Origin of the sequence: Clostridioides sp. ZZV14-6345 (genome assembly GCF_020657775.1) — a bacterium.
Taxonomy (GTDB): domain Bacteria; phylum Bacillota; class Clostridia; order Peptostreptococcales; family Peptostreptococcaceae; genus Clostridioides; species Clostridioides difficile_D.
On the sequence record NZ_JAGWCX010000040.1, the window covers coordinates 23,838 to 38,960 of the forward strand.

Genomic DNA, 15,123 nt, shown 5'->3' on the forward strand with positions numbered 1-15,123 from the left:
ATCTAATGATTGGGGTGTTTTTATATGGCTAAATACGATTTTAATTTCAAATTAAAAGTAGTTAAATCCTATTTAAATAGAAAGGAAGGATATGTTTCAATAGCAAAACAATATGAAGTTGCTAACCATTCTCAAGTTGAAAGATGGATTAATGCATATAATACATTAGGAGAGGATGTGCTAAAAATATAGATTTGAATATGAATCTAAAGTTACATAAAGTCTAACTTTTGGGTCTCAGTACATAATAAAAATATATTTGATTTCATACAAAAAAGAGTGCCTCATGACCTAAAAAGTTCATTTTGAGACACTCCCATCTTATACTTATAATGACTTATTTTATATATCATTATAAGTTTTAATTTGTCTATTTTATATTAAAAAATTTCTTTGCATTTTCTTTCGTAGCTCTACATACTTCTTCATAAGATATTCCTTTTTCCTGAGCTATCTTATCAGCAACAAAAGATACTTGAGAAGGATTGTTTCTCTTTCCTCTATATGGCTCTGGTGACATATATGGTGAATCAGTCTCTATGAATAATCTTTCTAGAGGTATTTCTCTTACTACTTCTCTAGTCTTTTTATTATTCTTAAAAGTAACTGTACCTGGAATTGATATATAACAACCCATCTTAACATATTCTCTAGCTAACTCCACATTTCCACTATAGCAATGAAGCACACATCCTATTTCAGGACTTTTAGTATTCTTTATTATCTCAAAAGTATCTCCATGTGCATCTCTATCATGTATTATTATTGGAAGTTTTAACTCATTAGCTAATTCAATTTGCTTCTTAAACCACTCTTTCTGTTCTTCTCTTGGAGAATAATCATAATAATAATCTAATCCAATCTCTCCAATAGCTACAACCTTTTCATTTTCAGTTGCAAGTTTTCTTAAAGTCTCTATTGCTGTATCATCTAGTTTTGATACATCATGTGGATGTACTCCAACTGCTGAATATATAAAGTCGTATTTTTTAGCAAGTTCAATTGCTGTTATTGACGTTTCTATATCTGCTCCTGGATTTACAACCAAATCTACACCTTTATCTTTTAATGAACCAATAAGTTCATCTCTATCTTCATCAAAACTTTCATCATTTAAATGTGCATGTGAATCAAATAACATCTTTAATCTCCTTACTATTTAATTGCCTACTAACGAACCTCGCATCCATCTTTAGCACCTTGTGTAAATGGTAAAACATATGGGTCTCCATCATCACCTGCTGCTAATATCATACCTTGAGATTCTATACCTCTTAATTTAACTGGTTTTAAGTTACATACTACTGTAACCTCTTTACCCACTAAATCTTCTGGCTTATAGTATTCAGCTATTCCTGATACTATTTGTCTTGTTTCTGGTCCAATCTTAACTTGTGACACTAATAATTTATTTGCTTTTGGATGCTTTTCACATCTTACTATTTTTCCTACTCTAAGCTCTATTTTGTCTAAATCATCAATAGTGATTTCCTCTTTATGTTCTAAAGGTTTTTCCTCTACTGGAGGTTTTCCAGAGAACATTTTAGTTAATTCTTCTATCTCTTTTTCTACATCTAATCTTGGGAATAAAGGTTCACCTTTAAATACTTTTACATTTTCACCAATAAGACCAAATGTTTTTGTACTTTCCCATGTAGTTATATTATCTTGACCTTTGATTCCTATATGTTCATATATTTTATTAGCAGTTTCATTCATTATAGGATTTATTAGTGTTGCAATTATTCTTATAGATTCACATAAGTTGTATAAAACTGTGTCTAATTCATCTTTCTTAGTTTCATCTTTAGCTAGTGCCCAAGGCATAGTCTCATCTATATATTTATTAGTTCTTCTAACTAGTTTCCATACACTCTCTAATGCTTCATGGAATTGCATCTTGTCCATTTCAGCTTCAAAGTTTTCTCTAGTTGATACAGCCTGTTCTTTTAAGTCAGCATCAAAATCAGTTGAAACTTTTGCTGTTGGTATTATACCATTATTGTACTTTTCAACCATAGCTACAGTTCTACTTATTAAGTTTCCTAAATCATTTGCTAGGTCATAATTTATTCTTGTTACAAAATTTCTATGAGTATAACTTCCATCTTGCCCAAATGCAAACTCTCTTAATAAGAAGTACTTAAGTGTGTCTATTCCATATCTTTCTATTATAGGTTCTGGATAAACCACATTACCTTTTGATTTGCTCATCTTATCATCAGCAAACAGTATCCATCCATGTCCAAATACTTGTTTTGGAACTTCTAAACCTAAGGCCATTAAAAGCGCTGGCCATATTATTGTATGGAATCTCACTATTTCTTTACCTACTATTTGAACATTGGCAGGCCAATATTTTTTGAATTCTTCATCATTATCAGTCATATATCCTAATGCTGTTATGTAGTTACATAAAGCATCTACCCATACATAAATTACATGTTTTTCATCAAAAGGAACTTTTATACCCCAGTCAAAAGTCGTTCTAGTTACACTTAAATCTTCTAATCCTTTGTCTAAAAAATTTGCTACCATTTCATTTTTTCTAGCAGCAGGAAAACAGAAACTATCATCTTTAAATAACTCTTTTAATCTATCTTCATATTTAGATAATCTAAAGAAATAAGATTCTTCTTTTACTAAATATGTTTCTCTTCCACAGTCAGGGCATTTATTTCCTTCTAGTAATTGAGATTCTGTCCAGAAACTCTCACAAGGAGTACAGTATCTACCTTCATATTCACCTTTATATATATCACCTTGCTCATATAATTTAGTAAATATCTTTTGTATTATATCTGTATGTCTTTTTTCTGTTGTTCTTATAAAATCATCATAGGATATATCCATAGTATTCCATAAAGCCTTTATATCTTTTATCATTCCATCAAGATACTCTATCTCTGACATTCCTTGCTCTATGGCTTTCTTTTGAATTTTTTCACCATGCTCATCTGTTCCCGTTAAGAACTTTACATCATACCCACAGAAACGTTTGAATCTAGCTATTGTATCTGCAGCTACTGTTGAATAAGTATGTCCTATGTGTAATCCTCCACTTGGATAGTATATTGGTGTTGTTACATAAAAACTCGGTTTGCTCATATTATTTACCTCCTAATTTTTTATTGTTCGTAATCATATGATTCTTTCATTAAAATAATAAAAAATCGCCTCCTATGGGTTAACATAGGGGCGAGATTATTCACGGTACCACCCTAATTCATCTATAATGATTATGTTTCACATGAAATGTATAAATCACTTTATAGATACTTTAGTAGACTATAACGTGCCCACCCGTTTTACCCTAGCACACATGCTCAGATAAAAAGCTCCAAGACCATCTTCGATAAAGCTTTTGACACTAGCTTTCACCTAACCTAGCTCTCTGATAGAAAAAACCTTTATTTACTCTTCTTTTCATAACTTATAATTTATATTACAATTTATTTCTATATAATCACTATATTATAAAATTTTTCCCATATTGTCAACAAATTATACAAATATTACATAGCAAATAAAAACAGCTGCTATGACACCTGCAACATGGCTAATCATAGCACATGACAATGTATGTCTAGTATTTTTTATCTTCAGACTTCCATAATATATTGCCATTGTATAAAAAATAGTCTCAGAAGAACCTACAATTGTAGCACCCATTTTTTCTACTAAACTTCCTATTCCAACCCTATTCGCAAGTTCACTATACATACCTAAAGCACCACTTCCAGATAAAGGTTTTACACTTATTAGACCTATTAATTCTTTTGGTATACTCATCATATTTGCTATTGGTGTAAATAGCCATTCTAACATATCAAGACCTTTACCAGTTTTGAATATTCCTATTGCTAAAAATATACCTATTATATATGGTAGAATATCCCATGCTGCTTTTAGTCCATCAATTGCCCCTTTTACAAAACTATCATACACATCTATTTTTTTATATTTACCATAAACTACTATGTACAAAATTATTATTGGTATAAGTAAGTTTGAAAATATCTCCATTCATCTATATCCCCTTTATCTATATCTTCTTTGAAAAAATTTACATGTTATTATCGCTACTGCTGTAGATATTATGGTTGCAAATAAAGTTGTAAAAATTATTTCACTTGGATTTTGAGCTCCCATATCCATTCTTAATTTGATTATAGTAAATGGAATTATTTGTATAGATGATATATTGATTACCATAAACATAATCATATCATTAGTTGCTGTATCTTTTTTGTTATTCAAAGTTTGAAGCTCACTCATTGCTTTTAAACCAAATGCTGTTGCACCATTTCCAGCACCCAACATATTTAAAGCAATATTCATAACTATATAAGACATTGCTTTATGACCTTTTGGTATAGAAGGAAATAATCTTCTCATTATAGGATTTAATTTTTGACCTATCTTTTCAATTAATCCTGACTCTTTTGCAATATTCATTATCCCCATCCAAAGTGCCATGATGCCAGCTAGACTTATTGCAAATTCTATACCTTTTGATGTTTCACTCAATATAACTTTATTTAATTCACCCATATTTTTAGAAATCAAACTTCCTATTATACCTATTGATACCATATAAAACCATATTTTTCCTATTCTAATCATCCTCCTCTTTAAATAATTTTATGATAGTTAGGTAATACTTTATACTTGAAAGTTGTACTATATTATGTTTTAGTATAAGTGTGGGAGTTTTTACAATTTTTAATATTTAATAATAATTAAGGAGAGAAATAATGAGAAATCTAACACTTCTTACTGATTTATATCAGCTTACTATGTTAAATGGCTATTTTGAAAAAAATATTCACGAAGACATTGTTGTATTCGATATGTTTTTTAGAAAAAACGCCTGTGATGGAGGCTATACTATAGTTTGTGGTATTGATCAGGTTGTTGAATACATAGATAATCTTCATTTTTCAGATGAAGATTTAGAGTACTTAAAAAACTTAAACCTATTTTCTGATAAGTTCTTAAAGTTTTTAAAAGAATTTAAGTTCACAGGAGATATATATGCTGTTGAGGAAGGAACTATCATGTTCCCTAATGAGCCATTGATTACTGTTAAGGCACCTGTATATCAAGCTCAACTCATTGAAACAGCATTGTTGACAATAGTCAATTTTCAGTCCCTTATTGCTACTAAAGCGTCTAGAGTTTGCTTTGCAGCTCAAGGAGACCCTGTATTTGAGTTTGGATTACGCCGTGCACAAGGTCCAGATGCAGGTATATATGGAGCTAGAGCTGCAGTAGTTGGTGGTTGTGCTGGAACTGCAAATGTACTAGCTGGGAAAATGTTTAATATACCTATAATTGGTACACATGCTCATAGTTGGGTACAAAAATTTGATAATGAACTTGAAGCATTCCAGGCATATGCTGATGTTTATCCAGACAAATGCCTGCTACTTGTAGATACTTATGATGTATTGAATAGTGGTGTTCCTAATGCAATAAAAGTATTCAAAAATATTTCTGAAAAAGGATACAAACCTATGGGTATAAGACTAGACTCTGGAGATTTAGCTTATCTATCTAAAGAAGCTAAAAAACAATTAGATAGTGCTGGCTTTTCAGATATTAGTATCACTGCATCTAATGACCTAGATGAATATACTATAACATCACTTAAAGCAGAAGGGGCTACTATAAATTCATGGGGAGTAGGTACAAAGCTCATTACGTCTTTCGATTCGCCTTCTCTTGGAGGTGTTTATAAATTAGCTGCATCTTGTGAAAATGGAATTCTTGAACCTAAGATAAAGATTTCTGAGAATCCAGAAAAAATAAATAATCCTGGTTACAAGAAAGTTATACGAATATATAACGAAGACAATAAAGCAGAGGCAGATTTAATTATGTTACATGATGAAGTTATAGATGAATCTAAACCTTTAGAAATCTTCCATCCTACTTATACATGGAAAACGAAGGTATTTACAAATTATAAAGTTAAAGAACTTCTTAAACCATTGTATATAAAAGGCATATGCAAATATAATAAAAAAGCTGTTCTTGAAATAAAAAATCATGTACAATATGAATTAAGTACTATCTGGGAACAATACAAAAGACTTTCAAAACCACACATTTATAAGGTTGATTTATCTAGAAATCTTTGGTATTTAAAAACACAAATGATAGATTCTAAAAAAGTTTTATAGCATTAATTATTTTTATTTAAGGGGGACTGTTTATTTATGGATGTTACAGATTACAGAATCATAGAAATTTTACAGAATGATGGGAGAATTTCTATGAAGGACTTAGGAAAAATAGTTGGTTTAACTTCTCCTGCAGTTTCAGAAAGAGTCAAAAGATTAGAAGAGTCTGGTGTTATAGAAGGTTATAAAGCTATTGTTAACCCAGATTCATTAGGTAGAGTGATAAAAGCATTTATTCATATTTCTCTTCCAAGTAATGGATATACAGAATTCATTGAGTCAGCTGCAAAGGACCCTAGAATTGTAGAATGTCACCATATAACAGGTGATGATTGCTTACTTTTAAAAGTAATTGTAAAAGATATGTATGAACTAGAAAATGTGATTGATACTATAAAGAAAATAGGTTCTACTAAGACCTCTGTTATATTATCAACGCCAATACAAGCAAAATCAATATTGTAATATAAATTAAATACTAATGGTTTATTAATTAATAGACCATTAAGTATAATTAATAAAATTTCAATTTTTGATATAAAAAAAGTTGTCTTTCATAATTTTACAACAAAGACAACTTCTTTTATGTTTTTGAAATCTATATGTTTCAAACTTCAATTAATTATTTAAATCTCAATTATATTGACTAAAATTATACATGTGTATAATTACTCTTATATAAGTAATTTGTTAGAATATATTCCATATATGTCTTTAATACACTAACTTCTTCTCTCTTATCTAATAACTTTATTGTAGATACTATGTCTGCATAACCAAGCAGTATTACACCTATGGTATCTTCATTCACCAAGTTAAATATATTAATTAATTCTTTTCTACTCAAATCATTTTTCTTATATAAAGATAAAAGTGTCATATGATATCTTACGTATTTACTTATAAGCCTATATGTTTCTGTTGATAAATCTAACTCTATCCCCATATTGTCTACTATTTGAGCACCTATTTTTTCATGATTTGTAAAATGAACTCTTCCTGTTTCATCTAAAGTCATACTATCAGGCTTACCTATATCATGTAAAAATATTCCCAATTTTAGTGCATGTAACTTATTTATTCCACCCTCAATACATGTGTTTAAATAATTTGACACATGTTCTCTTAAATGTATAGGGAAAAAATCCTTATTATTTAATACTACTTCTAATTCTCTTAATGCATTTATAGAATGTTCAAAGCAATTGACAACATGATATTTACATTCGCCTACAGACTTCATACAGTTTATTTTAGGGATTATTTTTTCCAATTCATGCTTTTCATCTAATTCTATAAATGTTTTATGTGTATCATCCCTCTTTAAACTCTCTATTATAATTTTTCCTATTTCCATAAAATCACCTCAGATTCAGGTTTTATAAATCTAGAACTTGTTTATAAACTACATCTTTTTTTAACTTTCTATCTTTACAAACTATTTTTATCGCATCTTTTTTGTTCATACCACTTTCAATTAGTTTTAAAACATATTCCCTGTCTGTAAGCCCATCATAATCTTCTTTTTTTGACTTTTCACCATAAAAGCCTTCTACTATTAATACAAACTCTCCTCTTACTTCTTTTTCCTCAAATATCTTTATAACAGTTTCTATATCTTCTCTTATTATCTCTTGATATTTTTTTGTAAGTTCTCTATTTATAGAAATTTTCCTATTACCAAGAATTTTAAGCATATCTTTTAGTGTATCCTTCAATCTATGTGGTGATTCATAGAAAATTATAGTTCTACTTTCTTCCTTTAATTCTTCTAATTGTCCTTTTCTTACTTTTTTATCTCTATCTAAAAAGCCCTCAAAAACAAATTTATGTGTGTTCATACCAGAACCAACTAAAGCTGTTACAAATGCTGTTGCACCTGGTAATACTTCTATATCTATGTTGTTTTGTATAGCTTGTTTTATTATCTCTTCTCCTGGGTCAGATATACCAGGCATACCTGCATCACTTATCAAAGCTATATTCTCACCATCAATTAGTTTATTTATTAAATAATCGCCCTTTGAATCTTTATTATGTTCATGATAACTAGTCAGCGGCTTTGAAATTTCAAAATGATTTAAAAGTTTTATACTGTGTCTTGTATCTTCTGCTGCAATCAAGTCTACTTCTTTTAATACTCTTAAAGTTCTATATGTTATATCCTCTAGATTTCCTATTGGTGTTGGACATATGTACAATTTCCCACTCATCTACAACTCTCCTATATCTTCATTATTATATATTGCTTTTAATTCTTTTGTATAATTCCCATCTTCTCCATAAACATACAATGGGTCTAATATCTTAAGCTCTGGTCTTCCATCTTTTACAAATTGAATTAAAACTAAATTAGGTGCTTTTTGATGTCTTGGATGTACAAATTGGATAACTTTTGGCTCTAATTTATATTGTCTTCCTAAAGTTATTATATCAACCAGCCTTGTTGGTCTATGTATCATGAAAAACTTTCCTCTAGGCATAACCAATCTAGATGCAGCTCTAATTACATCTTCCAAATTACATTTTACTTCATGTCTTGATATTGCTTTTTTATCATTTGGATTTTTTATTCCATCAATATGCATATATGGAGGATTTGATGTAACTACATGGTAACCATTTACATCCAAAACTTTGTCTATGGATTTTATATCATCATTTATAATCTCAACTCTTTCTTCTAAACTATTTAATTTTACAGAACGAGTTGCCATTTCATATACATCTTCTTGTATTTCTACCCCAATAATTTTTTTAGCTTCACTTTTCCCAGCTATCAAAATAGGTATGATACCAGTTCCAGTACCTAAGTCTACAACTTTGGCATCTTTTTTTATTTTAGTAAAATTGGCTAATAAAACTGCATCTATCCCAAAACAAAACCCATTAGTATCCTGTATAATTTTAAGGCTCTTTAATTGTAAATCATCTATTCTTTCTGAATCTTTTAATTGCATATTCATAAATTCTCCTCAAATATTAATAACTTCAAGTATTAATTGCTTTAAAAAAGGTAGGAAAAGCCCTACCTTAAATTTAATCTTCTAATTTCTTTAACTCTCTTAGTGTAGCTTCATCTAACCCATCATTATCCTTACATTTACCGCCACAGCCATCACATTTTTTAGGCTCTCTAAGTATTTTTATGTCTTCTCTTGTATATATCTTTACTGTCTTATCTTGGAATTCCACTTTAATTTGTTCTAATAAGGGATTTACTTCTACAACTTTTCCTTTTCCATCATCTGATTGCACTAATGCACCTACAACAGGCATTTTTTCTATTGCCTCACTATATACATCATGCTCATATTTTAAGCAACAGAATAATCTTCCACATATTCCAGATATTTTTGTTGGATTTAAAGATAAACTTTGGTCTTTTGCCATTTTTATTGAAACTGGTTGAAAATCACCTAGCCAAGATGAACAACAAAGTTTTCTACCACAAGGACCTAGTCCTCCTATAGATTTAGCCTCATCTCTAACACCAATTTGTCTAAGTTCTATTCTAGTCTTAAATATAGCAGCTAAATCTTTTACCAATTCTCTAAAATCTATTCTTCCTTCTGCTGTAAAGTAAAAAATCAACTTATTTCTATCAAATGTATACTCACAATCTATCAAAAACATTGTTAATTCATGTTCTTTTATTTTTTGTTGGCATAACTCAAAAGTTTCTTTTGCCTTTTCCTTATTTTCTAGATATATTTTTTTATCTTCTTCTGTAGCTATTCTTATAATTGGCTTTAAAGGAGAGACTAATTCGCTTTCTTCCATCTCTTTTGGCCCAACGACTACTTTCCCGTACTCCAAACCTCTTGCAGTTTCTACAACTACATCCATATCTTGCTCTATATTAAAATCAACAGGGTCAAAATAATATATTTTCCCAGCACTTTTAAACCTTATACCTACTATTTTTATCATTTAATCACCTCGTATATATTTAAAGACATAACTTGTATGCTTATATTAAAATTGCAATTGCTTTTTATTTTGCTCTTTGCATCTTCTATTATATCAATAATCTTGGACAATTGAGAATAACTAATTTTTCCACTCATATTTTGAATAAAAACTAGCTTATCTACATTTATCAACATATTTTTGTTTACATTTTCTTTTAATAGGATAATATCTCGAAAATAGTTTATCATTATATCCAATAAATTTATAATCTGATTTCTGTATTTTTCCATGTTATTTGGTATATTTAGAATCTCTACTATGTTTTTATCTAGCATTATTTGAATGTACTGTTGTATATCCTCCCTCATCACTGAAAACTCAGTAGACTGAGATAGATTTAAAGCATTCTCAATACTTCCTCTTGAAAAAGTAGCCAACAGTTGAGCTCTTTCTTCCTCTATACCTGTATTTATCAAATAACTTTTTAAGTCTTCCATTGGTATAGGTGAAAACTTTATTATATCACATCTAGATTTTATAGTTTCTAATAAAGATTCTTTGTTGTTTGTGACTAAGATTATTATAGCATAGTTTGGAGGTTCCTCCAGTGTCTTTAAAAGTGCATTTTGTGCTTCCACAGTCATTTTTTCAGCATTATTAATTACATATATTTTATATTCCTTATGAGGTCTTACTACTATATCTGATTGTAAATTTCTGATTTGGGCTATTTTTATGCTATTTCCATCCGGTTTTATAAGTACATAGTCTGGACTGTTTTCGAGATTTTCATAACCAAGCAATAGTTTCGATAGCTCATCAGCAAACTTCTTCTTTCCTATTCCATCTATTCCCTCAAACATATACGCATTATTAAGTTTATTTTTCTTTATAGAATTTGTTAAATATTTCTTTGCAAAATTTTGCCCTATAATATTTTCAAAATACATATTTACCTCTCCATAGATTTTATTGAATCAAGAACTATTTCATAAATTTCATTATGTATACTTTCAATACTTCTTAATTTGTTATCTGAAACACAATTTATTTTTTTCCAATCATATTTATCTGCTATATATAAAGCATTATTATAAGATTTCTCTAAGTACTCTATGTCACTTTCATGAATATCTTTTTTTTCTTCTCCTGTAATTTTATTTTTTCTATTCTCCATAAGCTTTTCACTAAACTCAATAGGTACATCTAAAAATATAACACAATCAGGTTGTGGTATCTTAAATAAATTAAATTCATAATCAGCTAACCAATTTAAATACTCTTCTCTATCACAAACATCCATTTTAGAAGCCTGATGTACCATATTAGAGGTTGTATATCTATCAGCGATAATTATTCCACCTTCATTGTAAAACTCTTCCCAATCGGTTTTAAATGATGCATATCTATCAGCTGTGAAAAAAGTTGATGCTATATATGGGTCTACATCTGATGCATTTTTACCAAAATCTCCTTTTAGATACATTTTCACTAAAGCAGATGATGGCGATTTATAATTTGGATATTCTACCTTCTTAATTATATAGCCTTCTTTTTTTAATCTTTCATATAATATTTTTGTCTGAGTTGCCTTTCCACTTGCGTCTGAACCACTCTCTATAATTATTAGCTTACCTTTCATTCTCATATCCTCCATACAAACACTTTTTACTTTTTTGATATTTTTATTTATAACTCTATATAAGTAGTCTATATACTTCTATTTAAGGTTTCAAATTCTTTACATTGTATCATAACTTTTAAATATCTTCTAAATCTATTACTTGTATAAAGTTCAGACTTACATCTTTCAATCCACTTACAACCATACCTTCAGAATGACAAAACATTAGATAGTCCATTATTTCTTTACTTATTATTTCACCAGGGGATATTATACTTATTCCAGGTGGATATGGTACTATACATTCACCACAAACTTTACCTATACTGTCATATATTTTAACACTTTTTTTAGTTTTATAAAATGCTTCTCTAGGTGTTAATATTTTCTTTGGTATAACGACAGGATATTTTTTATTTTTTAGCTTCGTAAATTTAAAATCTTCTTTTACAATATTGTTTAATGCTGTTTCTAAACTGGTGAAATCCTTAGTACTATTTCCTATTGTACATATTAAAAGAACTCCATAATAATTAGACAATTCTACTTGTATGTTATATTTGTTTCTTAAAATATTTTCTAGTTCATAACCTGTTAGACCCATATTTTTAGAAGATATAAATATTTTTGTCCTATCATTTGTATCATATATCTCAATATTTGCATTAATGTTATTTTTAAAAGCACTAATATTATTTAAAAGTTCTTCCATTAATTCTTTTCCTTTATTCTCATATATATCTACTGCTAATTCCAGGGAAGATAATAATAAATATGAAGGGCTTGAAGATTCTGTAATTCTTAACATATTTAAGATTTTGTATATATCAATTCGGTTTCCTTGTATATGTATCATTGATGATTGTGTAAACGATGGAAGGGTTTTATGAGTACTCTGTACAACTATATCTGCCCCTTGCTCAAGTGCTGTCTTAGGAAGCCTATCGCTAAGCCCTAAATGTGCACCATGTGCTTCATCTACTATTACTACCATATTTTTACTGTGTGCATAATTACATATGCACTCTAAATCATATGTCATTCCATAATATGTAGGATAAGTTAGCAGTACTGCTTTTGCATCCAAATTTTTATCTATTATATCAATTACATTACTTATAGATATTCCTTTTAAGACATTCGTATCTTCACTTATTTCGCAAAAAACATACTCTATATCTATATCTCCCAAAATACATCCATTTATAACAGACTGATGACAATCCCTATTTACTATTATTTTACTCTTAGGACTACATACTGACATTATCGCAGATTGTATTCCACAACTACTCCCATTTACTAGATAATATGTATAATCACTTTTAAATACTCTTGATGCTTTTTCTTGTGAATTTTTTATAATTCCTTCTGGAAAGTGTAAATTATCGGTTCCTAATATCTCGGTTGTATCCATTTTATACAAATTTTCTAGTATATCTTTATATCCTAATTTTTTATAAATTTGCCCTTTTTTATGACCAGGCATATGAAAAGATATTACATCTTTATTTACAATCTTATTTAATTCATTAATTATAAACATTATTAATAATACTCCTTTTTGCATAATACTTCTTTTTAAAAACTTCAATTCTTATCTATTTTATCATTAAAAAAGAAACAAATTAATATTTTTGTAAAATTAAATACCCCATTCTAAATATTTAGAATGAGGTATCTAACATAAAAGTATAAATTATTCTCTATCATCAGACATTAAGCTTGGTATTAAGTATAATCCAGCTAAACCTACAATGAAGTATATTATTCTACTTATCATTTCATATGTTCCACCAAAAATACTACCTATTAAGTCTGTACCTAGAATACCAATTGCACCCCAGTTAAGTGCACCTATTATAGCTAAAATTAAAGCAACTTTTTTCATTCATATCACTCCTCAAGAATTAAATTTTTATAATAGTCCATAATTCCTGTGTTTAGTTTTCCCGAAATAAAAAAAGAAATACTTATTTTTTTGTTTTTTTTATAAAAAACAAAAAAGATTACGTGGCTACGTCCTACTCTCCCAGGCAGTTTCCCACCAAGTACCATCAGCGCTAGAGAGCTTAACTTCTGTGTTCGGAATGGGAACAGGTGTATCCTCTCTGCTATTGTAACCACATAATCTTTATGCTTAATATTTCTATTAAGTTTTTAGAATCTAGTAATACTAGTTTCTTTAGAGTTAACACTCTAAAAACTACACATATATCTTAATGAATGAACATCAAATAAATATTGGTCAAGTCCTCGACCTATTAGTATCGATAAGCTAAATACATTGCTGCACTTACACCTTCGACCTATCAACCAGATAGTCTTTCTGGGGTCTTACCCTTGCGGTGGGAAATCTTATCTTGAAGTTGGCTTCGCGCTTAGATGCTTTCAGCGCTTATCCATTCCGTACATAGCTACCCAGCCATGCCCTTGGCAGAACAACTGGTACACCAGAGGTACGTCCATCCCGGTCCTCTCGTACTAAGGACAGGTCTTCTCAAATTTCCTACGCCTGCGACGGATAGGGACCGAACTGTCTCACGACGTTCTGAACCCAGCTCGCGTACCACTTTAATGGGCGAACAGCCCAACCCTTGGGACCTACTACAGCCCCAGGATGTGATGAGCCGACATCGAGGTGCCAAACCTCCCCGTCGATGTGGACTCTTGGGGGAGATAAGCCTGTTATCCCCAGGGTAGCTTTTATCCGTTGAGCGATGGCCCTTCCACGCAGAACCACCGGATCACTAAGTCCGATTTTCATCCTTGCTCGACCTGTATGTCTTGCAATCAAGCTCTCTTTTGCCTTTACACTCTACGTACGATTTCCGACCGTACTGAGAGAACCTTTGAGCGCCTCCGTTACCTTTTGGGAGGCGACCGCCCCAGTCAAACTGCCCACCTGACAGTGTCCCAAGACCAGATTCATGGCCTATGGTTAGAGTCCCAGTACTACAAGGGTGGTATCCCAAGGATGGCTCCGCCAAAACTGGCGTCCTGGTTTCAAAGCCTCCCACCTATCCTGTACATGTAGTACCAAGACCCAATGTCAAGCTACAGTAAAGCTCCATGGGGTCTTTCCGTCCTGTCGCAGGTATCCGGCATCTTCACCGGAATTACAATTTCACCGAGTCTGTTGTTGAGACAGTGCCCAAATCGTTACGCCTTTCGTGCGGGTCGGAACTTACCCGACAAGGAATTTCGCTACCTTAGGACCGTTATAGTTACGGCCGCCGTTTACTGGGGCTTAAGTTCACTGCTTCGATTGCTCTAACAGATCCCCTTAACCTTCCAGCACCGGGCAGGCGTCAGCTCCTATACATCGTCTTGCGACTTAGCAGAAACCTATGTTTTTGGTAAACAGTCGCTTGGGCCTATTCTCTGCGGCCACCG

15 protein-coding genes, 2 rRNA genes and 1 other annotated feature are annotated in these 15,123 nt (G+C 30.7%); of the genes, 3 read left to right on the forward strand and 14 right to left on the reverse strand.

Features of this window, described 5'->3' with window-relative positions:
• The first annotated feature begins 24 nt into the window (after positions 1-24).
• Complete coding sequence (locus tag KGF39_RS11825) at positions 25-192, forward strand: transposase (RefSeq protein WP_227822459.1); 168 nt, start codon at positions 25-27, stop codon at positions 190-192.
• A gap of 178 nt (positions 193-370) precedes the next feature.
• Here the strand turns inward: KGF39_RS11825 and KGF39_RS11830 are convergent, their stop codons facing one another.
• The 4 genes from KGF39_RS11830 to KGF39_RS11845 form a co-directional block, all read right to left on the reverse strand.
• Positions 371-1,141: a TatD family hydrolase gene (locus KGF39_RS11830; RefSeq protein WP_054275383.1), complete on the reverse strand. Its 771-nt coding sequence runs from the start codon at positions 1,139-1,141 to the stop codon at positions 371-373.
• Positions 1,142-1,170: 29 nt separating this feature from the next.
• Positions 1,171-3,108 (reverse strand): methionine--tRNA ligase, encoded by a 1,938-nt coding sequence (gene metG / locus KGF39_RS11835; protein WP_227822460.1) that lies wholly within the window; start codon positions 3,106-3,108, stop codon positions 1,171-1,173.
• A gap of 83 nt (positions 3,109-3,191) precedes the next feature.
• Positions 3,192-3,439, reverse strand: a binding site (T-box leader).
• Positions 3,440-3,504: 65 nt separating this feature from the next.
• A complete protein-coding gene (locus KGF39_RS11840) occupies positions 3,505-4,026 on the reverse strand; it encodes a spore maturation protein (RefSeq protein WP_003421489.1) in 522 nt (173 codons plus the stop codon).
• Between the two features lie 15 nt (positions 4,027-4,041).
• Positions 4,042-4,626, reverse strand: coding sequence for a nucleoside recognition domain-containing protein (locus KGF39_RS11845; protein ID WP_054275385.1), 585 nt, complete (start codon positions 4,624-4,626; stop codon positions 4,042-4,044).
• A 131-nt stretch (positions 4,627-4,757) separates the two neighbouring features.
• On the opposite strand from KGF39_RS11845, the gene KGF39_RS11850 reads away from it, so the two are divergent.
• Together KGF39_RS11850 and KGF39_RS11855 are read left to right on the forward strand one after the other, a co-directional pair.
• A complete protein-coding gene (locus KGF39_RS11850) occupies positions 4,758-6,188 on the forward strand; it encodes a nicotinate phosphoribosyltransferase (protein ID WP_227822461.1) in 1,431 nt (476 codons plus the stop codon).
• Between the two features lie 36 nt (positions 6,189-6,224).
• Positions 6,225-6,653: an Lrp/AsnC family transcriptional regulator gene (locus KGF39_RS11855; protein WP_227822462.1), complete on the forward strand. Its 429-nt coding sequence runs from the start codon at positions 6,225-6,227 to the stop codon at positions 6,651-6,653.
• Positions 6,654-6,840: 187 nt separating this feature from the next.
• Here the strand turns inward: KGF39_RS11855 and KGF39_RS11860 are convergent, their stop codons facing one another.
• The 10 genes from KGF39_RS11860 to KGF39_RS11905 form a co-directional block, all read right to left on the reverse strand.
• Entirely contained in the window at positions 6,841-7,545 is a 705-nt protein-coding gene (locus KGF39_RS11860; protein WP_227822463.1) for an HD domain-containing protein, read from the reverse strand.
• Between the two features lie 22 nt (positions 7,546-7,567).
• Positions 7,568-8,401, reverse strand: a complete 834-nt coding sequence (rsmI, locus tag KGF39_RS11865) for a 16S rRNA (cytidine(1402)-2'-O)-methyltransferase (RefSeq protein WP_054275388.1) — start codon at positions 8,399-8,401, stop codon at positions 7,568-7,570.
• Complete coding sequence (locus KGF39_RS11870) at positions 8,402-9,148, reverse strand: tRNA1(Val) (adenine(37)-N6)-methyltransferase (protein WP_227822464.1); 747 nt, start codon at positions 9,146-9,148, stop codon at positions 8,402-8,404.
• A gap of 79 nt (positions 9,149-9,227) precedes the next feature.
• Positions 9,228-10,121: a stage 0 sporulation family protein gene (locus tag KGF39_RS11875; RefSeq protein ID WP_054275390.1), complete on the reverse strand. Its 894-nt coding sequence runs from the start codon at positions 10,119-10,121 to the stop codon at positions 9,228-9,230.
• Positions 10,118-11,053, reverse strand: coding sequence for a DNA polymerase III subunit delta' C-terminal domain-containing protein (locus KGF39_RS11880; RefSeq protein ID WP_227822465.1), 936 nt, complete (start codon positions 11,051-11,053; stop codon positions 10,118-10,120). The genes KGF39_RS11875 and KGF39_RS11880 overlap by 4 nt, the downstream gene beginning before the upstream one ends.
• A gap of 2 nt (positions 11,054-11,055) precedes the next feature.
• Complete coding sequence (locus tag KGF39_RS11885) at positions 11,056-11,745, reverse strand: deoxynucleoside kinase (protein WP_227822466.1); 690 nt, start codon at positions 11,743-11,745, stop codon at positions 11,056-11,058.
• A 118-nt stretch (positions 11,746-11,863) separates the two neighbouring features.
• Entirely contained in the window at positions 11,864-13,273 is a 1,410-nt protein-coding gene (locus tag KGF39_RS11890; RefSeq protein ID WP_227822467.1) for an aminotransferase class I/II-fold pyridoxal phosphate-dependent enzyme, read from the reverse strand.
• Positions 13,274-13,426: 153 nt separating this feature from the next.
• Positions 13,427-13,618, reverse strand: a complete 192-nt coding sequence (locus tag KGF39_RS11895) for a DUF378 domain-containing protein (RefSeq protein ID WP_003421511.1) — start codon at positions 13,616-13,618, stop codon at positions 13,427-13,429.
• Between the two features lie 120 nt (positions 13,619-13,738).
• Positions 13,739-13,855, reverse strand: a 5S ribosomal RNA gene (gene rrf, locus KGF39_RS11900).
• A gap of 116 nt (positions 13,856-13,971) precedes the next feature.
• Positions 13,972-15,123, reverse strand: a 23S ribosomal RNA gene (locus tag KGF39_RS11905); the annotation flags it as partial.